This is a genomic window from Moritella yayanosii, assembly GCF_900465055.1.
Classification (GTDB): Bacteria; Pseudomonadota; Gammaproteobacteria; order Enterobacterales; family Moritellaceae; genus Moritella; species Moritella yayanosii.
In genome coordinates this window covers 2,600,182-2,623,667 of sequence record NZ_LS483250.1, presented here as the reverse complement: position 1 = coordinate 2,623,667, position 23,486 = coordinate 2,600,182, and the positions used below count along the sequence as shown (strand labels likewise).

19 protein-coding genes are annotated in these 23,486 nt (G+C 42.4%); 9 read left to right on the top strand and 10 right to left on the bottom strand.

Going from position 1 to position 23,486, the window contains the following annotated elements:
* Positions 1 to 45: 45 nt before the first annotated feature.
* A complete protein-coding gene (locus MORIYA_RS12180) occupies positions 46 to 495 on the bottom strand; it encodes a protein-disulfide reductase DsbD domain-containing protein (protein WP_112715535.1) in 450 nt (149 codons plus the stop codon).
* Positions 496 to 770: 275 nt separating this feature from the next.
* Between MORIYA_RS12180 and MORIYA_RS12175 the strand changes: the two genes are divergently transcribed.
* Together MORIYA_RS12175 and cobA are read left to right on the top strand one after the other, a co-directional pair.
* The gene (locus MORIYA_RS12175) at positions 771 to 1,307 is read left to right on the top strand and encodes an FxsA family protein (RefSeq protein WP_112715533.1); all 537 of its coding nucleotides are present in this window, start codon (positions 771 to 773) and stop codon (positions 1,305 to 1,307) included.
* 211 nt (positions 1,308 to 1,518) lie between these two features.
* The gene (cobA, locus tag MORIYA_RS12170; protein ID WP_112715531.1) at positions 1,519 to 2,322 is read left to right on the top strand and encodes a uroporphyrinogen-III C-methyltransferase; all 804 of its coding nucleotides are present in this window, start codon (positions 1,519 to 1,521) and stop codon (positions 2,320 to 2,322) included.
* 72 nt (positions 2,323 to 2,394) lie between these two features.
* On the opposite strand, the gene MORIYA_RS12165 is transcribed toward cobA, so the two are convergent.
* Positions 2,395 to 3,009 carry a TetR/AcrR family transcriptional regulator gene (locus tag MORIYA_RS12165; RefSeq protein WP_112715529.1) on the bottom strand — a complete coding sequence of 205 codons (615 nt, stop codon included), beginning with the start codon at positions 3,007 to 3,009 and terminating at the stop codon, positions 2,395 to 2,397.
* 199 nt (positions 3,010 to 3,208) lie between these two features.
* On the opposite strand from MORIYA_RS12165, the gene MORIYA_RS12160 reads away from it, so the two are divergent.
* Positions 3,209 to 4,411 (top strand): efflux RND transporter periplasmic adaptor subunit, encoded by a 1,203-nt coding sequence (locus tag MORIYA_RS12160; protein ID WP_112715527.1) that lies wholly within the window; start codon positions 3,209 to 3,211, stop codon positions 4,409 to 4,411.
* Positions 4,408 to 7,503, top strand: a complete 3,096-nt coding sequence (locus tag MORIYA_RS12155) for an efflux RND transporter permease subunit (RefSeq protein WP_112715525.1) — start codon at positions 4,408 to 4,410, stop codon at positions 7,501 to 7,503. The genes MORIYA_RS12160 and MORIYA_RS12155 overlap by 4 nt, the downstream gene beginning before the upstream one ends.
* A 127-nt stretch (positions 7,504 to 7,630) precedes the next feature.
* Here the strand turns inward: MORIYA_RS12155 and aspA are convergent, their stop codons facing one another.
* Together aspA and MORIYA_RS12145 are read right to left on the bottom strand one after the other, a co-directional pair.
* Positions 7,631 to 9,082, bottom strand: coding sequence for an aspartate ammonia-lyase (gene aspA, locus MORIYA_RS12150; RefSeq protein ID WP_112715523.1), 1,452 nt, complete (start codon positions 9,080 to 9,082; stop codon positions 7,631 to 7,633).
* Between the two features lie 283 nt (positions 9,083 to 9,365).
* On the bottom strand, positions 9,366 to 10,742 hold the full coding sequence (locus MORIYA_RS12145) for an MATE family efflux transporter (RefSeq protein WP_232011618.1): 1,377 nt from the start codon (positions 10,740 to 10,742) through the stop codon (positions 9,366 to 9,368).
* 303 nt (positions 10,743 to 11,045) lie between these two features.
* Here MORIYA_RS12145 and MORIYA_RS12140 point away from each other — a divergent pair, with 303 nt between their 5' ends.
* Both MORIYA_RS12140 and groL read left to right on the top strand, forming a co-directional pair.
* Positions 11,046 to 11,336 (top strand): co-chaperone GroES, encoded by a 291-nt coding sequence (locus MORIYA_RS12140; protein WP_112715519.1) that lies wholly within the window; start codon positions 11,046 to 11,048, stop codon positions 11,334 to 11,336.
* Positions 11,337 to 11,410: 74 nt separating this feature from the next.
* Complete coding sequence (gene groL, locus MORIYA_RS12135; RefSeq protein ID WP_112715517.1) at positions 11,411 to 13,048, top strand: chaperonin GroEL; 1,638 nt, start codon at positions 11,411 to 11,413, stop codon at positions 13,046 to 13,048.
* Positions 13,049 to 13,179: 131 nt separating this feature from the next.
* Here the strand turns inward: groL and acuI are convergent, their stop codons facing one another.
* The 5 genes from acuI to MORIYA_RS12110 form a co-directional block, all read right to left on the bottom strand.
* Positions 13,180 to 14,175, bottom strand: a complete 996-nt coding sequence (gene acuI / locus MORIYA_RS12130; RefSeq protein WP_112715515.1) for an acrylyl-CoA reductase (NADPH) — start codon at positions 14,173 to 14,175, stop codon at positions 13,180 to 13,182.
* Positions 14,176 to 14,328: 153 nt separating this feature from the next.
* The gene (gene acuR, locus MORIYA_RS12125; RefSeq protein ID WP_112715513.1) at positions 14,329 to 14,964 is read right to left on the bottom strand and encodes an acrylate utilization transcriptional regulator AcuR; all 636 of its coding nucleotides are present in this window, start codon (positions 14,962 to 14,964) and stop codon (positions 14,329 to 14,331) included.
* 156 nt (positions 14,965 to 15,120) lie between these two features.
* Complete coding sequence (locus MORIYA_RS12120) at positions 15,121 to 16,383, bottom strand: outer membrane protein transport protein (RefSeq protein WP_112715511.1); 1,263 nt, start codon at positions 16,381 to 16,383, stop codon at positions 15,121 to 15,123.
* A gap of 558 nt (positions 16,384 to 16,941) precedes the next feature.
* Positions 16,942 to 18,204 carry an OmpP1/FadL family transporter gene (locus MORIYA_RS12115; protein WP_112715509.1) on the bottom strand — a complete coding sequence of 421 codons (1,263 nt, stop codon included), beginning with the start codon at positions 18,202 to 18,204 and terminating at the stop codon, positions 16,942 to 16,944.
* Between the two features lie 538 nt (positions 18,205 to 18,742).
* Positions 18,743 to 19,132 (bottom strand): hypothetical protein, encoded by a 390-nt coding sequence (locus tag MORIYA_RS12110; protein ID WP_232011617.1) that lies wholly within the window; start codon positions 19,130 to 19,132, stop codon positions 18,743 to 18,745.
* A gap of 284 nt (positions 19,133 to 19,416) precedes the next feature.
* Between MORIYA_RS12110 and MORIYA_RS12105 the strand changes: the two genes are divergently transcribed.
* Positions 19,417 to 20,712, top strand: coding sequence for an NAD(P)/FAD-dependent oxidoreductase (locus MORIYA_RS12105; RefSeq protein WP_112715507.1), 1,296 nt, complete (start codon positions 19,417 to 19,419; stop codon positions 20,710 to 20,712).
* Between the two features lie 72 nt (positions 20,713 to 20,784).
* Here MORIYA_RS12105 and epmB read toward each other — a convergent pair whose 3' ends face one another.
* Positions 20,785 to 21,798: an EF-P beta-lysylation protein EpmB gene (gene epmB / locus MORIYA_RS12100; protein ID WP_174216928.1), complete on the bottom strand. Its 1,014-nt coding sequence runs from the start codon at positions 21,796 to 21,798 to the stop codon at positions 20,785 to 20,787.
* A 30-nt stretch (positions 21,799 to 21,828) separates the two neighbouring features.
* Here epmB and efp point away from each other — a divergent pair, with 30 nt between their 5' ends.
* Together efp and epmA are read left to right on the top strand one after the other, a co-directional pair.
* On the top strand, positions 21,829 to 22,395 hold the full coding sequence (gene efp, locus MORIYA_RS12095) for an elongation factor P (protein WP_112715505.1): 567 nt from the start codon (positions 21,829 to 21,831) through the stop codon (positions 22,393 to 22,395).
* A gap of 116 nt (positions 22,396 to 22,511) precedes the next feature.
* Positions 22,512 to 23,486, top strand: coding sequence for an elongation factor P--(R)-beta-lysine ligase (epmA, locus tag MORIYA_RS12090; RefSeq protein WP_112715503.1), 975 nt, complete (start codon positions 22,512 to 22,514; stop codon positions 23,484 to 23,486).

Here is a 23,486-nt window from a genome sequence, read left to right as displayed (position 1 = left end):
AAAACCACCAGTGCGGTCTTGTGGTTGTTATTGTGGGTGATATTATTATTGGCTAATAAATGTTTTTGTCATGGGTGGATAACACAAGCCTGCCACTGCGCAACCTTGATAATGGATGGTGATCTCACTCGCTGCTGCTACATTTGCCACAGGGACTGACAGCATCAATTCGTACTGAAATATTTCGACATCGCCAAAATATTCATCATGATAGTCTTTACCTGTAGGCAAGCCGTCGATAGTGTAGTCATTACCATTAATGGTGACTCGCAGCTTATTTTTATATAAATAATAACCCTCGGTAATTTGCCAGAACACATTGAGATTGTCGCCTTGCTGCAGTTGCGAAAACACAAAGGCGTCTTCGACAGGCAAGAATGCTGGCGCGTTTTGTTGTTTATTTGCAAATAGGTTAAAATTAGTATTGGCTAATACGGGTATGCTACTCTGCAGAGCGAGGCTGCTGGCTAATAATAGGATCGATTTTAGGTTCATTTTTTCCAACTTTATGCTGTATTAGTTGTCTTAGTTAGGATGTCGGTCACTGAGTATTATGGACTATCTACTCGCTGATAACTTGAAAATGCGGCTAATGCCCTTATGTTACTTTATATCATAATCGTTTTGTGCGAATTTTTAGGTACTATTTTTAGGTACTATTTTTAGGTACTATTTTAACATATTTTTGCTAGATACTATGTTTAGATAAGCGAGAGATAAGGGTATTCCTTGTTAGGCTGTCTACTATAACTAAATTTTGAGAGGTTAATGTGTTAGGTCGTTTATTTTTTCTGTTTACTGCGATGACATTAATTGAAGTGTATGTACTAATGTCGATAGGTTCGTTATTAGGTGCTGAGCTGACTATTGGTATTATTATTTTAACTGCGTTTGCCGGTTCATACTTGGTTCGTAATCAAGGTGTACAAACGGTGAAAAAGTTACAAGCGCGTTTAGCGGCGGGTGAAGCGCCGGGACAAGAAATTGTTGAAGCTATTATGCTGCTGGTATGTGGTGTGTTACTGGTTACACCAGGTTTTGTGACTGATGCGTTAGGTTTGTTAGTATTAACCCCGCAAATTCGTGGCCGCTTAGCTAAAGCGATTATCGCCCAGTACAAAGATCGTATTATTCCACAAGCGATGTTTACTGGTAATGCACAGGGTTTCCAGTACTCGTCTACACAGTCATCAAGCCAGTCGTCACCATTTCAACAACAGCCAGGGTCAGATAACAAGGCTAAAAATGATGATGTTATCGAAGGCGATTTTGTCGAAGTAAACCGAGATGACAATAAGCTTAATTAATCATTGATGCTCAAATAAGTAGCCAAAGGTGTGGTCGAAAGATCGCGCCTTTTTTGATCGTGCTGCGCTTGGTATAACTTATACTACTCTGCTACTGGTAAGCCTAGTACAGCTTGGGTATATTAGGAAGATAAAGACATACAGTGATGATTAAGTTACTGTGAATCGTAGTGAGTCACGAGAACGCTAACGCAGTAGCTAAGGATATAGAATGACAGAACAAGGGTTACCAATAACAGAAGGTGAACAACATACTGTTCGCAATGCAGGGACGGTTATTTTGGTCGGTTCTGGCCCAGGTGATCCGGATCTATTAACGGTAAAAGCGTTACGTTTACTGCAACATGCTGAAGTGGTTGTGCATGACCGTTTAGTATCAGCAGAGATCATCGCTTTGATCAACCCACAAGCTGAATGCTTTTTTGTGGGCAAGCAAGCGGGATATCACTGTGTACCACAAAGCGGTATAAACCAACTGCTGGTGGAGCTGTCATTGCAAGGCAAGCAAGTGATCCGCCTTAAAGGTGGTGATCCGTTTATCTTTGGCCGTGGTGGTGAAGAACTCGAAGCCTTATTACCGTTTAACATACCGTTTGAAGTGGTACCGGGTATTACCGCAGCATCAGGCTGTGCGGCATACGCTGGGATCCCACTGACACACCGAGATTATACCCAAGGTGTGCAATTTATTACCGGACATTTAAAAAATGATGCGCATCAGCTAGATTGGCCGTTACTTGGTAAAGCCACGCATACCTTGGTGTTTTACATGGGTTTGACCCAGAGTAGTGGCATTGCGAGTAACCTTATCGAACACGGTATGGATGCCGCTATGCCGGTGGCGATTATAGAAAAAGGCACTAGCAAACAGCAGCGTACATTACAAGGATCGTTAAAAGATCTGGGTGCTCTGGCTGCGCAAGCTGAAAGTCCGTCACTGATTATTATTGGTAAAGTGACGCAGTTAGCCAGCAAACTGGATTGGTTTAGCGCGACGCTTGATACTGCCGAATAGCGAGGTTGCAAAGTAATAAACAGGGTTATGCTTATCGATATCTATCGGCAATATCAGTATAACCCTGATGGCTTAACTTAAACGCTGATATCCTCGTACAAATAGACGCACAGAACTTTGTAAGTAGTGCTTAATCTCCAGCTCTGATACCGACTCTTCAATATTAAATTCTAACCGGGTCCACTGCTCACCTTTAATGATCGCCAGTAATTGTATGGCCGCGTGGCGACAATCTTCAATATCGAGTTCGCCACGGCGATGATACTCAGCTAAACAATTGGTTAATTTGTCGATCACAAACAGCGGTCCAGCTTCAAAAAATAACCGTGATAAATGCGGATGGGCAAGGCTCTCTGCAGCACAAGTTCGGTGTACCGCCATGGAATCAGCTGAAGTGATCATGGCGAAAAAGTCTTGTGCAAATAACGTTAACGTCGGTTCAACCGGACCTAGATTCTCGGGTAATAATTCTCTTACGCCCAATAATTCGCATTTGTAGCTGATAGCAGTAATAAATAATTCGTCTTTGTTGCCAAAATGACTATACACAGTTTGTTTTGATACCCCGGCTAATTTAGCGATGAGAGCCATGCTGGTGGCTGCATAGCCATGCTGGGTAAATTGCACTGTTGCTGCATCAAGTATTTTATTTCGCTTTAATTCACTCTTTGTTCTAGGTTTATTCATCTATTCATACCGCTAATAATTTGAATGTGCATGCCATTATAAATGTTACAGATGTTGCAAATGCGTTAATAATTATAAAAATGGACTGTACGGTCTAGTTTGGTTTTGCTATCTTTGTGACTGGACTTGTCAGTCTAGTTTAGAAAAGACTGAAACAAAAGTGTGGCGTTGCATAGAGCGTAAAAAAAGGATATTGATTATGTTTAGAAAGAGTTATCTGTCTTTGCTGAATACAAAAACAGCACCATGGATAAGTATATTGCTAATACCGTTCACACTGCAAGCGTGTAGTGAGTTTGTTGCTGATGAAACGCAGGTTGTATCACAGTATTTACAAGCCAGTAGTGAGTATTTGACTCAGCAAGACAGTTACCAAGTCGACAATAAATTTGTCGGTAAGGTAATTGCTAAGCAAGATGCAAATTTAGGTTTTGAATTTGCAGGTATCATTAAAACTCTGCATGCGATTGAAGGGCAGCAAGTGGTGAAAGGTCAATTGCTGGCAGAGCTCAATACGCAACTGTTATTAATCGAACGTAACCAGCTAGAAGCACAACTGCAGCAAGCGGAAGCGGAATTTGATTTGATCGAAGCCAATCTATCGCGATTAAACTCGCTGAGTAAGCGAGGCTTTACCTCAGAACAGAATATTGATGAGCTGTCGTCGCAAAAACGTGTTATTACAGCCAATATCCGTAGTATCTTATCCGCACTCGAAGCAAGTCAGTATCGAATTGATAAGTCGAAATTATTAGCCCCTTTTGATGGCATTGTCAGTCGTCGACAGATAGCCCAAGGTGAAGTAATTGCTGCCGGCTCTACGGCATTTAGGTTGTTACAAACCGGTGCATCGGAAGTGATAATTGGTGTACCGGCGAGTTTCATCACCCAACTGCAAGGCAAGGATCATCAACTCGAGATCGCCGGTATTAACTACGCTGCAAGTCTATTAAGTGTCGGCAATGAAGTTGATACGGTAACCCGAACAATTAGTCTGCGTTTTGCATTAGCCGATAACAGTCCGGTTTATAATGGCCAATTGGCTTACCTTGCTTTGTCTCAAGTATATCAGCAACCGGGTTATTGGGTGCCATTAAGCGCCATTACGGATGGTGTGCGTGGTATGTGGAATATTTATACCTTAGAGCAGGATGTCAGGCTGCAAGATCGTGATGATCATTCTGCGGCGACACCGACACTATTTCAGTTGAAAAGCACCACAGTAACGGTATTACATGTCACTGAAACGGCAGCGTATGTGCAAGGTGATCTGAAAGATAACCAAGCTTATGTTAATGTCGGGATCCACCGTTTTGTACCAGGACAGCGGGTTACGGTTCGCCATCAGCAAGCTTTTGCGCAGCAAACGTTGGCTGAAAAAACCTCGGAGCACAAGATATGATCAAGGCGTTTACTGAAAATAATCGCCTGATGGCACTGCTGATTATTTTACTCATTGTGGCAGGGCTGGGTTCGTTATCAACGCTACCGCGCACCGAAGATCCTCGGATCACCAATCGAATTGCCAGTGTGCTGACTTTACTTCCGGGAGCCAGTGCTGAACGTGTCGAAGCCTTAGTGACAGAGAAAATAGAGCAAAAATTACGAAAACTGGCGGATATTAATCGTATTACCTCGACCTCTCGACCTGGCATATCCATTGTGCAGTTGAAATTACACGATACCATTACGGATCCTGTGCCGATTTGGTCGCGGGTGCGAGATCTGCTTAATGACGTTGCCAGTGAGTTACCGCCAGCGGCTGTCGCGCCACGATTAGAAGATGATCGTGGTTATGCCTACACGCAATTGATCGCCGTTAAATGGCAGGGTGACAGTGCGGTTGATTTAACTACATTAGGCCGTTACGGTAAAGAATTACAAAATCAGTTAAAGGTGGTTTCAGGTACTGACATCGTCAGTTTGTTTGGCCGCGGTAAAGAACAAATATTGGTGGAAATAGATAAACATTTAGCGGCGAATTTGTCGTTATCGACACAAGCTATTTCCAACATTATTTTAGCGGCTGATGCGAAAGTCTCTGCCGGTAATATCATTAATGATTATAACCAAATGCAGATTGAAGTCGCGGGATCGTTTGATTCTGTTGCACGGATCCGCCAGATCCCGTTACTTAATGACAGTAAAGGTGGTGTGGTTCGGTTAGGTGATATTGCTCAGATCAGTAAAAATTTACAATGGCCTGCACAAGAGATCGCGATTGTGGATGGTCAATATGCGGTGGTGGTATCAACCCGTATGTTGCCTAATTTACGTATTGATAAATGGAGTGCCGAGGTTGATGCCAAGGTTGCCGCGTTTAATTTGCAATTACCGTCCTCATTAACCACAGAAGTGTTGTTTGATCAATCCCAATACACCGAAGACAGGTTGCAAGGTTTGGTGGAAAACATCCTGATTGGTTTTTCGATAATCGCCCTGGTGCTGCTTGTGACGTTAGGCTGGCGCGCAGCATTAATCGTCACCTTATCCTTGCCGTTAACGGTATTGTTTACCTTGACTGTGATGAATTATTATGGCTTGCCTATCCATCAAATGTCGGTAACGGGTTTGGTTGTGGCGCTGGGTATTATGGTGGATAACGCGATTGTGATGGCAGATACCATTCAGAAACGTTTCCAACAGGGCTTCAACGCCAGTGCTGCCGTGCAAGGTGCGATTAAGCATTTATGGTTACCGTTATTAGGCTCAACGTTAACCACGATATTGGCGTTTATGCCGATTGTGATGATGCCTGGACCATCGGGTGAATTTGTCAGTGGCATTGCGTTAAGTGTTATCTTTGCTTTAATCGGGTCGTATTTAGTGTCACATACTATCGTTGCCGGTTTATCGGGGCGTTTTCTGGTTGGTCGTTCGTCAGACGGCTCGGCACGGACAACGACGTGGTATAATAACGGTATTGAATTAGTTAGCTTAGCGGCCGCTTTCCGTCAATCTCTGGTATGGGTATTAGCCAGACCTAAACTCAGCATAGGGTTAGTGTTTATCTTACCTTTGAGTGGCTTTATCTTGGCTAAACATCTGGATGAACAGTTCTTTCCGGCGTCGGATCGTGACATGTTTCATATCGAATTATTTATGCCAGTGCAAACCAGTATTATTGCCACTGAAGCCATGACCAAAACCATCAGTGACTTGTTAGCCCAGCAACAAGGGATCCGCAAGGTACGCTGGTTTATTGGTAATAATGCCCCGTCTTTCTATTATAATTTAATGCCTGATAAAGACGGTGCCCAGTATTATGCCCAAGCGATGGTCACCGGTGACAGCTTCCAGCGGGTGAATGAATTAGTACCGTCATTACAAATATTGCTGGATGATGCGATCCCTGCAGCGCAGATACTGGTGCGAAAGCTTGAGCAAGGTCCTCCGTTTCGAGCGCCAATCGAATTACGCCTGTTTGGGCCTAATTTAGATACTTTAAAAACCTTGGGAGATGAAGCCAGACGGATCTTAATCAGTACCAAGAACGTGATCCATACCCGCGCGACTATCCAACCTGGGTTACCGAAAATATGGTTGAAAATTAATGAAGATGTCAGTCAATTAGCTGGGTTAACCCTGACCGATGTAGCGACACAGTTACAATCAACATTACATGGTACCGTTAACGGCTCGATTATCGAAGCCACTGAATCTATACCAGTACGGGTACAGATTGCCAATGAGCAACGTCGTAGCTTATCTGACTTAGCCAATATGAGTCTGAGCTCGCCACTATCGCAACGCAGTATTCCGCTGATGGCATTAACGACATTAGCATTAACGCCGAGTCGTGGTGCGATCCCACATTGGAATGGTGTACGGGTTAATACTGTGGAAGGTTACTTAGTCGCTGGGGTATTACCCTCAACGGTGCTGAATGAGTTTTCGGCGCGATTAGCCAGTGACAACTTTGTATTGCCGCCGGGTTACCGGATGGAGTTTGGTGGCGAGTCAGCCAAACGTAATGATGCGGTCGGTAATTTGTTAGCCAGTGTTGGTGTGATCATGATGTTGCTGATTATTATTGTGGTGCTGTCATTTAACTCGTTCCGTTTAGGTGGGGTGATTGTATTATCCGCTATCCAATCGGTGGGGTTGGGGCTACTCAGTATTTACGTGTTTAATTACCCGTTTGGTTTTACTGTGATCATTGGTCTACTTGGCTTAATGGGGTTAGCAATTAATGCCGCGATTGTTATTTTGGCGGAATTAAAATCAGATCCGAAAGCCGTCGCCGGTGATAGCGAGGCGATTATTAGGGCCATCACCAGTTGTACCCGCCATATTACCTCTACGACGATCACCACCGTGGGTGGTTTCTTGCCGCTTATCTTAGCGGGTGGTGGTTTCTGGCCACCGTTTGCGATTGCGATCGCCGGTGGCACGGTATTAACCACCATGTTATCGTTTTACTTTGTACCCGCCATCTTCGTATTAATGAGTCGTAAAAGAGCCTTTGAAGTGACGGCTGTAGCAGTGTTGTGATAAACAGCAGTAGTACGTTGTTTAAGGCATAAAAAATCCCCGTTACTGTTACTGTCGTTGGCAGTAATAGTAACGGGGATTTTATAGTTAAACGGTTTATTTAGGTCGTTAACTTAGCTCACTTTAATTAAACCGCTTTAGCGAAACGTTGCGCGGTGTATTTTGGATTCATCAAGTTTTCGATAGAGAATATGTCATCTAATTCAGTTTCGGACAATAACCCACGCTCTAGTACTACTTCACGTACGCTCTTACCTGTTTTAGCACATATTTTACCGATAATATCGCCTTCATGATGACCAATAAGTGGGTTTAAGTAAGTGATGATACCGATTGAATTTAAGACGTAATCTTGGCATACCTTACGGTTAGCTGTAATGCCTTTAATGCACTTATTTTGCAGTGCGAAACAGGCATTTTCTAATAAGGTTAATGATTCAAACAGACACTGAGCAATCACCGGTTCCATGACGTTTAACTGTAATTGACCGGCTTCAGCCGCCATGGTGATGGTTAAGTCGTTACCGCATACTTTAAACGCCACTTGGTTAACTACTTCTGGAATGACCGGGTTTACTTTTGCTGGCATGATTGATGAACCGGCCTGCATTTCGGGTAGGTTTATTTCATTTAAACCGGTGCGGGGACCAGAAGACAGTAAACGTAGATCGTTACAGATCTTCGATAACTTCACCGCGAAACGTTTTAATGCACTTGATAGCATGACGTATGCGCCACAGTCAGATGTCGCTTCCACTAAGTCTTCTGCAGGTACAAAGGGATGACCAGTGATCTCAGCTAATTTTGCAATCGCCAGTTCTGAATAACCTACCGGGGTATTTAAACCAGTACCAATGGCAGTCGCGCCTAAGTTGATTTCAAGCAGTAATTCTTGGCAACGTTTGATGCTTTTTATTTCTTCTTTAAGGGTAATGCCAAAAGCACGAAATTCTTGACCTAATGTCATCGGTACCGCGTCTTGTAACTGGGTACGGCCCATTTTTAATACGTCATTAAATTCTTCGGCTTTGGTTAAGAAGGTTTGGCTTAATGCGGTTAGCGCCACTAATACTGCGTTAGAGCGTTCGAACAAAGCAACGCGGAAACCCGTCGGGTAGGCATCATTGGTGCTTTGACTTTTATTGACGTGATCATTGGGATTGATGTGGTTGTAAGCGCCCTTGGCATGGCCCATTTGCTCGAGTGCGATATTGGCTAATACTTCATTGGTATTCATGTTTACCGATGTACCCGCACCACCTTGAAACGCATCAACCGGGAATTGTGCGTAAAACTTATCAGTTGCCAATAAAATGTCACAGGCATTCACGATCGCGTCGCTAATTTGTGGTGAGATAGTGCCTAAAATACCATTGGCGAGTGCGGCCGCTTTCTTGGTTTTGACCATGCCGCGTACAAATTCAGGACAGTCACCGATCTTCTCACGACTGATATGAAAGTTTTCCATCGCTCTTAATGTGTGAATACCATAATAAGCGTGTGCTGGTATTTTTTTAACCCCTAACAAGTCAGTTTCTAGACGGGTTTCTTGAGTAAAATCGGTTGCTAATACAGTCATTAGTACACTCTGCTATGTGATCAAAACGTAGGAAGAAGAACGAAATTTATGTGCCGATAATACGTTGTATTTTTGTTAATAAAACGGGCTTAGATCACCTTTTGTAACAAAAGTTGAACAGTGCTAAATATATTTTTATTGAGCCTAAGAAACAGCAAATTTGATGGCGTATTAGTGCATATTCGAGCGGTAAATTTGTGTTTTACTCGTGGATCCATCAACACAGGGGAATGGATGTAAATGTATGCTGTTTAGCCGGATTTTCATTGCCTCATGCCAAGGTTCACTTTAGCTGTAATTCATTCTCTAATTGATCGCCTAATTTATTACGCAGCTCGTTCTGTAATTGCTGGGCGTAATAGAGGGCCAATAAACCGACTAAAACATTGGCACTGGCAATACCAAAGAAGATACCTTTTTCACCATAATAATAACCGCCAACACTAGATAGACTAATGATTAGCAGAGAGCGCAGTACGCTAAGGCTTAATGCTGACATTGGTCGATTAAAGCCATTTAAGCTAGACGCGACCGCCATCATAATGCCCTGCATAGCAAAAGAGGCAGGGATAATATAAAGGTATAAGGATAAGTGACCGATCACCACGGCATCATCACTGAACAAAGTGGCGATATAAGGCGCCGTGATGGCAATAACCAGATAAATAGCCAGCTGTGATATTAATGAATAACGGATCGCCAGTTTGATGGCGGTTAAACAACGCTGGGGATTATTGGCGGCTGAATTCTGGGCAATAAAAGGCGCTAGCATCGAGCTAACCGCGATCATACCGACCAATAAAATCGCTTCCAACCGTGTACCCGCACCATAAGCGGCAACCGCTGTGGTGCTAAACGCGGCCAGTTGCCACATCACAAACGCATTGTTGACGGGGCTAAGCATATTGGTTAAAGACGCGGGCAACCCGATCGCCGCAATCTTACGCCAATTTTTAAGCATATTAGCCAGGTTTGGTTTCGTTAATAACAATAACTGTTGACGATAACGTAATAAATATAGCGCCACTGCAAAGGTAATTAACCAGGATAACCCTGACGCAATCGCCGCGCCTTTGACCCCTAACTCAGGGAAAGGACCGATGCCAAAAATTAATAACGGGTCGAGTAGGCCATTCATAAAGCCGGCAATGATCATTACTCTGCTTGGGGTTTTGGTATCACCGGTGGCGCGGATAGCCGCGTTGCCGACCATAGGGATGACTAAAAAGGGGATCGCAATATACCAATAGAACATATAATCTTCGATGTAGACCATCAAGGTATCCGTCGCACCCAATAGTCTAAATAGTGGCTGTATGTTATTAATGCCGATAATCGCAACGACTAACACCGTAGTCAGTGCTAACAATAATCCGTCAGACGTTAACCGCGCCGCATCTTGATGCTGGCCTTGCCCCAATAAACGCGCTAAACAAGCTGATAAACCGGTACCTAAGCCCATGGCCAATGCCGTGACAAAAAAGGTCACCGGAAAAGTAAAACTGATCGCGGCTAGTGCCTGCGTACCCAGTAAGCTGACAAAGTAAGTATCGACTAAGCTAAAGCCGAGCACGGCTAATAAACCGTAGCCCATTGGCACTGCCATTGTTGTCATTACCTGAGAGACGGGAGCGGAGAGCAGGCCGTGTTTATCTTTCAATACGATTACCTAAAATTGCGTGTTGTGCTTTAAATTTTATTGGGCTATTTTACCCTTTTCTGCGTCAACCAACAGCCTTGAACTGTACTTTTACCCGACATTTACACTTCTATGTAATAGATACAAGTTGAATACTGGATCGAAACATCTGTAAAACTGCTCACTAGACGTAAATTTATTAACTATTTTTCACTTGCCCCTTGAGTTGGAATGAGTTGCCCCGATATATTACTTCGTAGTCATGGTATCGGTAAATAATCGACCCCTGATATTCACAACATGTATTCTTTAGGAGATTTTAAAATGACAATTCGTCCACTACACGATCGCGTGATCGTTCGTCGCCACGAGCAAGAAACTAAATCTGCAGGCGGTATCGTACTTACTGGTGCATCAGCTGAACTATCTACCCGCGGTGAAGTTATTGCTGTTGGTAACGGTCGTTTATTAGATAGCGGTGAAATACGCCCACTGGCTGTTAACGTTGGCGATACGGTTATTTTTAGTGAAGGTTATAGCGTTAAAACTGAAAAGCTAGAAGGCAAAGAAGTTTTAATCATGAGTGAAGCTGATATTTTAGCTATTGTTGAATAAATTCAACAGGTTATTATTTATATCGCTAAATCAACAAATCAACAAATTAACAGATTTTAAAAGGATTATTTAAGATGGCTAGAGATGTAAAATTCGGCTTAGACGCACGTGACAAGATGCTTAACGGCGTAAATATTCTTGCGAATGCAGTTAAAGTAACATTGGGCCCTAAAGGTCGTAACGTTGTTATCGACAAAAGCTTCGGCGCACCACTTATTACTAAAGATGGTGTAACGGTAGCAAAAGAAATCCAATTAGCAGACAAATTCGAAAACATGGGCGCGCAAATGCTCAAAGAAGTTGCTTCACAAGCAAATGATGCAGCTGGTGACGGTACTACTACGGCAACCGTACTTGCACAATCAATTGTGAACGAAGGTCTAAAAGCGGTTGCTGCGGGCATGAACCCAATGGATCTAAAACGCGGTATTGACCAAGCAGTGAAAGCAGCAGTTTTAGCACTAAAAGAATTATCTATACCTTGTTCAGATACTAAAGCGATTGAGCAAGTAGGTACTATTTCTGCAAATACTGATCCAAGCGTTGGTAAGATCATTGCAGAAGCAATGGAACGTGTTGGTAAAGAAGGTGTGATTACGGTTGAAGACGGCCAAGCACTAGACGACGAACTAGACGTTGTTGAAGGTATGCAGTTCGACCGTGGTTACCTATCTCCTTACTTCATCACCAACCAAGAAACGGGTAGTGTTGAATTAGAATCACCATATATCTTATTAGTAGATAAAAAAATATCTAACATCCGTGAACTACTGCCGGTACTTGAAGGTGTAGCAAAAGCATCTAAACCACTACTGATCATTGCTGAAGACCTTGAAGGCGAAGCACTGGCGACATTAGTAGTGAATAACATGCGTGGTATCGTTAAAGTTGCTGCTGTTAAGGCACCTGGTTTCGGTGACCGTCGTAAAGCGATGTTACAAGATATCGCAGTACTTACCGCTGGTACAGTTATCTCTGAAGAGATTGGTATGGAGCTAGAAAAAGCCACAGTTGCTGAACTAGGCCAAGCTAAACGTATCATCATCACCAAAGATGAAACAACGATTATTGACGGTATCGGTGACGAAATGACGATCAAAGGTCGTGTCACACAGATCCGTAAGCAAATCGAAGATACATCTTCTGATTACGATAAAGAAAAACTACAAGAACGTGTGGCTAAACTTTCTGGTGGTGTTGCGGTAATTAAAGTTGGCGCAGCAACTGAAATGGAAATGAAAGAGAAAAAAGCGCGCGTTGAAGATGCACTGCACGCTACACGTGCTGCTGTTGAAGAAGGCGTTGTTGCTGGTGGTGGTGTTGCACTTGTTCGTGCTGCTGCTGCAATTCAAGATCTTGAAGGCGCAAACCAAGATCAAACTGTGGGTATTAAAGTTGCGTTAAAAGCAATGGAAGCACCACTACGTCAAATCGTTGAAAACTCAGGTGACGAAGCATCTGTTGTTGCAAACAACGTGCGTGCCGGTGAAGGTAGCTACGGTTACAACGCAGCGACAGGCGAATATGGCGACATGATTGCGATGGGTATCCTAGATCCAACGAAAGTAACACGTTCAGCACTACAGTTTGCTGCATCTGTTGCGGGTCTTATGATCACCACTGAAGCGATGATCACTGATGCACCTACAGAAGGCGGCTCATCAGCTATGCCTGATATGGGCGGTATGGGTGGCATGGGCGGCATGATGTAATTCGCAAATTTGCGATTATATCTCTGTCTTTAGTGGTTAACCGCTAAGCCTCAGAAATGAAAAAGCCTTAATCTGATATGTATATCGTGATTAAGGCTTTTTTTATAAATGCAGATCATGCGGTGAACGGATTATTTGTTCATATTCACCAGTACACGACCGCGTACTTTTCCCGCCATCAGATCATGTGCAGCTGCTACGGCTTCATCTAAGCTGATCTCAGTGCCGATAGAGGTAAAGTCATCATCTGTTAGGATTTCAGCTAAACGTGCCCAGGCTTCTTCTCTGTCTGCCAGAGGACGCATTACACTGTCGATACCCGCTAAGGTAATGCCACGTAAAATAAATGGCGCTACGCTAGCTGGAAAATCCATGCCTTGTGCGAGGCCACAGGCAGTGACTACACCACCGTATTTTAGACCCGCGCATACATTGGTTAGTGTGTGACTACCAACAGAGTCTATCGCCGCTGCCCAACGCTCTTTCACCATTGGACGACCCGGTTCAGACAATGTATTACGATCGATGATCTCTGCTGCGCCTAATGCTGTTAAGTAATCCGCTTCTTCTGGACGACCTGTAGATGCAATCACGCGATAGCCTAGTTTGGCTAATAACGTAATGGCAAAACTACCCACACCACCGTTAGCTCCGGTTACCAGTACATCGCCTTTGTTTGGGGTGATACCATGACGCTCTAAGGCAATCACCGATAACATCGCCGTATAACCCGCAGTACCGATTGCCATTGCTTGTTTTGCTGACAAGCCAGCTGGCAGTTTGATTAACCAATCGCTATTGAGACGGGCTTTTTCGGCAAGGCCGCCCCAATGCTTTTCACCGACACCAAAACCATTTAATAATACTTGATCGCCAGCTTGAAATTTGTCGCTATCACTTTGAGTCACAGTACCCACTAAGTCGATACCCGGTACCATAGGGAAGCTGCGCACGACAGGGCCTTTACCTGTGATCGCTAAGCCGTCTTTAAAGTTTAGTGTGCTGTAAGCAACATCAATGCTTACATCACCTGCTGGTAGTTTTGATTCATCAATTGATTGTACTGACGCTGTGTATTGGTCGTCATTTTTTTCGATTAAAATGCCTTTAAACGTGGCTTGTGACATAGGTTATCTCCGAATATAGACTGGTCGTCTATTAAAGTGTAAAAAATTTTTAATAAGAAATAGGTAATAGCTATTTATAATGAATGTTAGTCATAACTGTTTGTTATAACCGTCCGTTATAAATAGCCTAATTATGACTAATATATGCCGTATTTAGCTGGTGGCGATACTGGCAATAAAGGTCGCGATATATAAATCTAACGGTTGCACTGACTGTACAAGTCGCGCCCGCATCACTGCGCCTTCCCAACCGATCCAAAAGTATTCTGCTTGCTGTGCACAGTTGATATTTTTCTTGATATCACCTTGTTGCTGGGCAGTCTCTAAACACGCTTGCATCTTGGTCTGCCACACTGCAAAGATGTTTTGCAGAATGAGGCGATAACTGTCGGGTAAAATAGCCACTTCTTGGCCTAAATTACCGACCAGACAGCCGCGTTTAAACTCAAATTTAACGATGCCTCGTTTGGCGCCATCGGCGAACTTAACAATACGTTGCAATGGCGCGATAGACTCATCAAGCAAGTATTTATCTAGCTTGGCAGCAAAGTAACTGGCGTAGTGAGCAATAACCGCCTGACCGAAATCTTCTTTACTTTTAAAGTAATGGTAAAAAGATCCTTTCGGTACCCCGACTTTTTTTAAGATGCCATCGATACCAGCAGCCGCAAAGCCACTTTCCGTTAATACTTCCACGCCACTGCGAATGAGCAGGGCACGGGTATCCGTGTTTTCACGGGCTACTTTTGGTGGCCGACCTCGGCGAGGTTTAGGCTGATTATTTGTCATATTTTCCATAATGCAGATTATAGACCGACCGTCTAATTAATTGCAATGGCTAGATGTGAGAAAGATCCTTAAACAGGATCTTTATTGATTTTGATCAGAAAACAAAAAAGACAGCCGAAGCTGTCTTTTAGTATGCAGAGATGAATTAAGCTTGGATTAGAAGCTGTAGTTCATTTGTGCTGAGTAGATGTACGCATCGCCACTTGAAGTTAATGTTGCTGATGCACCACCGGCAGCAGGTAGCGATTCTTCAAATGTAATTTCTTTACCAGCAACTAAAGCTGCTGCAAAATCAAATGATAGTGCTGGAGTTGCTTTATAAGTTAGACCTGCAGTATACCATTGACGATCGGTATCTGGGATACTCATTGTGGCTTTACCGCCTTGTTCATCAAATGCATAACCAGCACGTAGTGTGACAGCTTCAGAAAGGTAGTATTCACCACCAACAGAATAACGGCTTGAGTTACTGTAATCTTCTTTTTTCTCTAAACAAACACCAGGAATGCCCCCGATAGCTGTTGAATCACAGCTTGCACTTTCTGCAACGATATCACCAAAATCAGACCAGGTGGTGTACTGCCAGCTGTATGATACTGCAAATTTATCGGTAAGTTTATGGTAACCAGATACTTCTAGAATTGAAGGTAGATTTAAGTCCAAAGTACCATCCACCGTAGCACCAGGTGTAGTCGTTGTAGACCCCGTGAAATCACCTTCTAGCTCAGTTTTAACTTCTGATTTGTAGCTAATGCCGAAACGGTTATTTTTATTGATTTCATATAATGCGCCAACATTCCAACCGAAACCGTAACCGTCACCTTCCATTTTTGCAATCTGCATTGCTGGGGCACCTATACCGGCATTACGTTCTAATTCAGCTGTTGCATAGACAAAGCTAACACCCGCTCCTAGGCTCAGTTGTTCATTGATACGGTAAGAGACATTCGGGTTGAAATTGACACTCATGATATGTGTGGTACCAGCTGCAGAGCCACCTGCATAATCATCTTTATATTCAGTACCGGTACCGTAATTTGAATAGATAGCTAAACCAACCGCTACTGTCTTGTTAAGCGGTTGAATGTAGTACATAGCAGGAACTACTTGTGCTGGAGCCACGTCGTTAGCGTCTAAATCGGATGCCGAAATACCATAAGTAGGCACGCCGGTAACACCTTTAATACTAATATCTGGATCTACATAAGAACCCACAACAGAAAGTTGGGCTTTATCAAAAGTTGCCATTAACGCAGGGTTACGTGCCAGTGATGCTGCGTTGTCGCCGATTGCTGCTTCACCAGCGAATGCGCGGCCTAGACCTGACGCTGAATGTTCACTCACCTGGAAACCAGCGGCGTGAACTTGGCTTGCGGCAAGTAATGCTGTAACTGCTAGAGCAACTTTATTAATTCTCATGTAAACCACCATATAAAATTAGAAATTATGAATGTGATATGTCAGTTCAAATAAAATGAACTTTTTAAATACCTTTTAAACTCGCAGTGAAATCTAATTCTTTCGTGTTAAATCGTAAAGATATTTTTATATTATTTTTGACTTGTCACTGGTTTATCTAATACTTTAGGCTGTTAACATTGATGGCGTAATGCATATTGTTGATTTATGGTTAATTTGTAACACGTTGTTATATAACGTTAATTATTACGTTAACATATGCTTTTAAATCATTTGTTAAAACTCATCTTACCTGTTTGCAAATATGTAAAATTTTACTATGTAACGGTCGTGTTTATAGAGCTAAGACTCTATAAAATAGCGCTTTTTTACGTCGCTATAACCATTAGTTATACATTTAGGATTATCTATATGATTTATTATGATTTATTTAGGTTTTTTATTTTATTGGATGTATTTTTATTTGAAGGGGAAACTAGTTTTGTTTAGATAGGACAATAAATGAATATGCCATCCAATAAGATGAATGGCATTCGAATATAGTTTTAATCTGGAAGATTAGAAGCTGTAGTTTAACTGTGCTGAATATAACCAAGCGTCACCCTCAGAGGTGAAGGTTTTGTCTTTACCTGACTCAGGTGGAACTTCGTCGGTAAATGTCACTTCCTTGCCTGCAACGAAAGCAGCTGCTAAATTAAAAGAGAGAGATTTTGTTGCTTTATATGTCATACCTGCGGTATACCATTGGCGAGCAGAATCTGGAATACTTAATGTTGAGTCAGCAGCTTGCTCGTCATATGCGTAACCAGCGCGCAGTGTTAGGCTTTCAGTTGCATAATATTCAGTGCCGACTGAATAACGATTCGAATTATTGAAATTTTCATTTTTTCTTAGTACTTCCCTCCCTTCTGAATCGTGAGCAACGATATCGTCAAAGTCAGACCAAGTTGTATATTGCCAGCTATACGAGATTGCAAATTGATTGGTTAATTTGTGATAGCCTGAAAGCTCTAAAATTGCTGGTAGGGTATTATCCATGGTGCCATCAATATTATCAGTAACACTGGCTCCAGTTGTTGCATGCTTACCTGAGAAAGTACCTTCTAATTCCATCTTGGAGCTGTGTTTATAGCTAATACCAAAACGATGATTGTCGTTTACTTCATATAAAGCACCCACATTCCAGCTAAAGTTAATACCATCACCGTCCATATCCGTTACATTTATGTGGGGAGCATTTGGAGAATTTGGATCAGGCATGCTTCTTTTTAATTCTGCAGAGCTATAAATAGCACTAACACCTACACCGATACTAAATTGCTCATTGATACGATAAGAAAGATTCGGATTGAATGTTGCCGTGGCAATATTTGTGGTACCTGCCGCAGTATTGTTAATATAATCATCAGCGTATTCAGTACCAGTACCAAAGTTAGAGTACATAGCTAAACCAAACGCCCATTGGTTATTGATTGGTTGGATGTAATACATTGCAGGCACAACGGCTGCAGGTGCTACATTATGCGCGCTATTTTTAGCGGCTGTTGTACTGTAAACTCCAGGAGCAACATCATCATAGCCAGTAATATTCACATCCGGTGCGACATATGTACCAACAACGGACAATTGCGCACGATCGAAAGTCGCCATTAATGCAGGGTTACGTGCTAATGATGTGGCGTCATCACCAATTGCTGCTTCACCAGCAAATGCACGGCCTAATCCTGAGGCGGAATGCTCATTAACTTGAAAACCTGCAGCATTAACTTGGCTTACTGTAAGTAACGTTAGAACAACAAAAGCGACGTTATTTATTCTCATGGGTCCCACCTATTCAAAGAAAATTAAAATTCTGAATATAATTGTTAATTGACTACAACGACCTGTATGTAAGGTGTTGAAATTCTGAAGAATAATCTAACCATTTAGAGGTAGTTAGTAAATGTGTTTTTATAATGTTGATAATGTTAATTAATAGTTTTGTGTTTGAAATTATTAATTAAAGTAGTTAAAAGGCTTGTAATTGTCATGTTTAAATATGTAAGCCATTGTTATTAAGTCATTTTAATATGTTTTTTATGTTTTGGTTGTGTTTGTTAATATTGCGATAAGTTATGTTTATGTGTTTTTAATAAAATATAAAAACGGGGTTTTATTTAGAGTATTTACTCTAAATTTAGGTGTGAAAGGTAGTTGATTAGACTGTTTTTGTAAAATAAACAGTATATATGTCAAGCAGTATTATTTTGGGAGAAGGGTAAGTCTTATTTTACTGTAGTTTCTAAGGTAGAAAAAGCGACTAATGTCGCTTTTCATTTAATCGGTGTGATTAATAGTAACGAATGCTAAAAATAGGCATTTATTCACCAATATTACTCGGTGTATTCTTTTTTTCTTTTAATTGTTCAGAGAACTGACTAAGTACATTATGCATTTGTTGTAATTTACCTAGGAATGCAGCGATGGCTACGTCAAATCCTTCTTCATTTGTTTTTGGTAATGTTTGCTGATCATCAACTAATTCTTCCATATAAGGTAGGAACCGGTTTGAGTTTGCTTTAAAGCCACTGTCAGCTGCAAAGATCGCGCTAAACTTACCCAGTTTACGTTTGCTGATTAACGTTAAAAACTCATCCGCTTCGATAGCTGGATGGTAAAAGCCTTTAAGCTGTGCAGTTAGCTGTTCATGAAGTTGTTGATTTGTCATTGCGCCGGTATTCTTATCGATAAAAGGGTCGGTATTATACACCCAAGTCACTTCAAGATGCTATATCGGCGACTAGAAGAGCTATCAGCCCATGGCTAAATATGACGATAATGGTGATCACATTTTCAGCTATATTAAATGGCAATACATTCGATCATGGATATGCTGAATGTGATCTAGCTCAATTTTTCTAGATTTAGACCTGAAAATCATGCTTTAATACTTGGTCAACGGAATGATTTAGCAAGACTCACCTCTGCTTAGTTGTATCAGTTAAAAGCTGTCGTCACAGTTGTTAACTGATATATCTATGAGGACGTACTAAGATGAAAAAAATTCTTGTGATCGGAGGTGGTGCGGGTGGCCTTGAGCTTGCTACGCAACTGGGTCGTAAATTGGGTAAAAAAGGCACCGCGAGCATTACGCTGGTGGATCGTAATAAAACCCATTTATGGAAACCGTTATTACATGAAGTGGCGACTGGCTCACTTGATACCGGTATCGATGCGCTAAGTTATGCTGCCCATGCAAAGAATCACGGTTTTGATTTTCAGCTAGGTCGTTTTTCTGGTTTAGATCGAGATACTAAAACCGTCACCCTTGCCCCTTTATATAATGATTGTAATGAATTACTGATTGCCGAACGTACCTTACAATATGATTATTTGGTATTAGCGATAGGCAGTATGTGTAATGACTTTAATACCAAAGGCGTTAAAGAAAACTGTATTTTCTTAGACAGTCCAGATCAAGCACATCGTTTCCACAAAGAGCTATTAAATGCATTCTTGTTGCATGGTGCGAATAAAGATAAAAATGCCAAAGTAAATATTGCCATTGTTGGTGCCGGTGCGACGGGTGTTGAACTTTCTGCTGAATTACATAATACTGCAGCGCAATTATCGGCTTATGGTTTTACTAATGTAAACCAAGAATCATTAAACGTGACGTTAGTTGAAGCGGGTAAGAGTATTTTACCGGCATTACCGGCACGTATTTCTGCTGCTGCACACCGTGAGTTAACTAAAATTGGTGTTGATGTGCGTACCGAAACCATGGTCACGGAAGCGAATCGTGAAGGTCTGGTGACCAAAGATGGCGTCACGATTCCGGCGTCGTTAATGGTGTGGGCTGCGGGTATTAAAGCGCCTGATTTTATGAAAGATATTGCGGGTTTAGAAACTAACCGTATTAATCAGGTCGTGGTGAAAGCGAGCTTACAAGCCAGCCGTGATGACCGTATTTTTGTGATTGGTGATTTGGCATCTTGCACGCAAGCGGATGGTTCATTGGTTCCACCTCGCGCACAAGCAGCGCACCAAATGGCGACAGTCGCATTTAAAAATATCATGACGCTGATGCAGGGTGGCTCGACGCTAAAACCATTTGTGTATCATGATCACGGTTCACTGATATCATTAAGCAGCTTTAGTACTGTGGGTAGCCTGATGGGTAACCTGACTAAAGGCAGCATGATGGTTGAAGGCCGGATTGCCAGAATAGTATATATCTCGTTGTACCGTATGCATCAAATTGCACTGCACGGTTATGTAAAAACCGGACTGATGATGCTGGTTGGTAGTTTAAATCGGGTATTACGTCCAACGCTTAAACTGCATTAATCGCCACTAGACTAAGGTTTAGCGAGTTAAAGGAATGACCGGTGGTCATTCCTTTTTTATTGCCTGCTTTAATTAAATAGCAATTGGCGTTTTGCTTTTCTCGCCACCGATCTCACGGACTAACTTGGGTACTAAAAATCCCGGTAAACGTAATAACAGTTCATTCATTATTTTCACCGCTTTTGCTTCTGGCACATCAAAATGACTCGCGCCTTCGACCTTATCGAGCAGATGTAAATAGTAGGGCTGAATACGGTTATCAAACAGGCGCTCGTGTAATTCCACCAAATCATCAGCATTGTCATTAATGTCTGCTAATAATACCGCTTGGTTATATAAACTGATCCCCGCTGCGGTGAATTTCGCTAATGCTGTAGGTAATTCAGCGGCTAATTCATTGGGGTGGTTAATGTGTAATACCACACTGCAACGCAAGCTTGATTGTTTTAGCAGTGTTACTAATTCATCGGTAACGCGGCTTGGCATCACCACGGGTAACCGGGTATGTATGCGCAGACGTTTAAGATGTGGGATCTGTTCTAATTGTGCAACCAACCAGCCAAGTTGTTCATCATTGGCCATGAGTGGATCACCGCCACTAAAAATAACTTCGATGATCTCGGGTTTAGCGCGGATATAGTCTATCGCTTGTTGCCATTCGTGTTTGTTATTACTATTGTCTTGATAAGGAAAATGACGGCGGAAACAATAACGACAGTTGATCGCGCAACCGCCACGAACAATGAATAATACTCGATTGGTGTATTTATGCAGTAATCCTGGTACCACAGATTCATGCTCATCAAGCGGATCTTTAATGAAGCCGGCCTGTTGAATAAACTCCTGCTGTTTGGGCATTACTTGCAGAAATAGCGGGTCTTTCGGGTTGCCTTTTTCCATGCGGTCTACAAACGATTGCGGTACGCGCATCGGAAATAACTGCCTTGCCGCAAAGTCTGCTTGGAAAGCTGCCTCGGGAAGTTCTAGTATGAAAAGTAGCTTTCTAGGATCTGAAATGGCATTGGCTAAGTCTTTTTTCCAATTTCCCTGCATATTTGGCTCATTTCGGGTTATCATTTGCGGCATTATTGAACTCTATTTTTTCATGAGGATAACATGGCATCATACAAAACCAGTGACTTTAAAGGTGGTTTAAAATTCATGCTTGATGATGAGCCTTGCTCAATTATCGAAAATGAATACGTTAAACCAGGTAAAGGCCAAGCTTTTAACCGTGTAAAACTTCGTCGTTTACTTTCTGGTAAAGTAATCGAAAAAACATTTAAGTCTGGTGAATCAGTTGAAGCAGCAGATGTAATGGATTTTGAACTAGCTTATCTTTATAACGATGGCGAATTCTACCATTTTATGGATAATGAGACCTTTGAGCAAGTTGCTGCTGACAAAAAAGCGGTTGGCGACACCGCTAAATGGTTAGTTGAGCAAGATATCTGCACAATTACGACGTGGAACGACAACCCAATTTCGGTTGCTGCGCCTAATTTTGTTGAGATTGCAGTTACTGACACAGATCCTGGCCTAAAAGGTGATACACAGGGTACTGGTGGTAAACCTGCAACATTAACTACAGGTGCGGTTGTGCGTGTACCTCTATTCATCCAAATCGGTGAAGTAGTTAAAGTTGATACACGTACTGGCGAATACGTTAGCCGTGTAAAATAAGTTGATGTTACGCTAACTTAATTAGCGTTAATGAACGATAAAATGCCAGTCTTTGACTGGCATTTTAGTTTTTGGAAAACAGGTAAACGTTTTAGGTAATGATAACCGGAGTAGATATGAGTGAATTAAATTGGCAACCCAGTGCAGGTTTTACTGCCCTGCGCGCGCGAGCTAAGGTATTAAATGTCATCCGTGAGTTTTTTGCGACACGTGAGGTATTAGAAGTTGATACCCCTGCGATGAGCCAAGCGGCCGTTACTGATGTGCATTTACATGTCTTTAGCACGGTATTTGTTGGTCCAGGTTATAGCCAAGGTCAGGCCTTATATCTGCAAACGTCACCCGAATTTCACATGAAACGATTGTTAGCCGCAGGTAGTGGCTGCATTTATCAAATGAGTAAATCGTTCCGTAATGAAGAAGCAGGGCGTCATCATAATCCCGAATTCACTATGCTGGAATGGTATCGACTTGGTTTTGATCATTTTCAATTGATGGATGAAATGTCTGAATTACTGACGTTGGTATTAGGGTCGGGTAAAGAGCAGCGTTTTACCTATCAACATGCGTTTAAACAATGCCTGCAACTTGACCCTTTAACCGCGTCGCTGGATGAATTACGCAACGCTGGCAAAGCGTATAATGTCTATGATGTTATCGAGCATGAACCCGACCGCGATACCATCTTGCAGTTATTATTTTATGTGGGTGTCGAGAGCCAAATCGGCCAAGATGTGCCGTGTTTTATTTATGATTTCCCGGCATCTCAGGCTGCATTAGCCCGCATTAGTCCGCAAGACTCCCGTGTCGCAGAGCGCTTTGAAGTGTATTTTAAAGGCATTGAGCTAGCGAATGGTTTCCATGAATTAGCGGATGCGAAAGAGCAATTAAGGCGCTTTAAAGCCGATAATAGCAAACGTAAGACGATGGCTTTACCAGAGCAGCCTATTGACCATCATTTTATTGATGCACTAACTGCTGGCTTTCCTGATTGTGCTGGCGTCGCGTTAGGTATTGATAGATTGGTGATGTTAGCAACAGATGCCAATAGCCTTGATGAGGTGATTGCCTTTCCAACCCCTCGGGCATAA

Bases quoted from the DNA above. Each gene is read 5' to 3' on its own strand.
- MORIYA_RS12165 (WP_112715529.1), bottom strand. From the start codon at position 3,009: ATGAATAAACCTAGAACAAAGAGTGAATTAAAGCGAAATAAAATACTT.
- efp (WP_112715505.1), top strand. From the start codon at position 21,829: ATGGCATCATACAAAACCAGTGACTTTAAAGGTGGTTTAAAATTCATG.
- epmB (WP_174216928.1), bottom strand. From the start codon at position 21,798: ATGCCGCAAATGATAACCCGAAATGAGCCAAATATGCAGGGAAATTGG.
- epmA (WP_112715503.1), top strand. From the start codon at position 22,512: ATGAGTGAATTAAATTGGCAACCCAGTGCAGGTTTTACTGCCCTGCGC.
- MORIYA_RS12105 (WP_112715507.1), top strand. From the start codon at position 19,417: ATGAAAAAAATTCTTGTGATCGGAGGTGGTGCGGGTGGCCTTGAGCTT.
- MORIYA_RS12140 (WP_112715519.1), top strand. From the start codon at position 11,046: ATGACAATTCGTCCACTACACGATCGCGTGATCGTTCGTCGCCACGAG.
- MORIYA_RS12155 (WP_112715525.1), top strand. From the start codon at position 4,408: ATGATCAAGGCGTTTACTGAAAATAATCGCCTGATGGCACTGCTGATT.
- cobA (WP_112715531.1), top strand. From the start codon at position 1,519: ATGACAGAACAAGGGTTACCAATAACAGAAGGTGAACAACATACTGTT.
- acuI (WP_112715515.1), bottom strand. From the start codon at position 14,175: ATGTCACAAGCCACGTTTAAAGGCATTTTAATCGAAAAAAATGACGAC.
- groL (WP_112715517.1), top strand. From the start codon at position 11,411: ATGGCTAGAGATGTAAAATTCGGCTTAGACGCACGTGACAAGATGCTT.
- MORIYA_RS12160 (WP_112715527.1), top strand. From the start codon at position 3,209: ATGTTTAGAAAGAGTTATCTGTCTTTGCTGAATACAAAAACAGCACCA.
- MORIYA_RS12120 (WP_112715511.1), bottom strand. From the start codon at position 16,383: ATGAGAATTAATAAAGTTGCTCTAGCAGTTACAGCATTACTTGCCGCA.
- MORIYA_RS12180 (WP_112715535.1), bottom strand. From the start codon at position 495: ATGAACCTAAAATCGATCCTATTATTAGCCAGCAGCCTCGCTCTGCAG.
- acuR (WP_112715513.1), bottom strand. From the start codon at position 14,964: ATGACAAATAATCAGCCTAAACCTCGCCGAGGTCGGCCACCAAAAGTA.
- aspA (WP_112715523.1), bottom strand. From the start codon at position 9,082: ATGACTGTATTAGCAACCGATTTTACTCAAGAAACCCGTCTAGAAACT.
- MORIYA_RS12115 (WP_112715509.1), bottom strand. From the start codon at position 18,204: ATGAGAATAAATAACGTCGCTTTTGTTGTTCTAACGTTACTTACAGTA.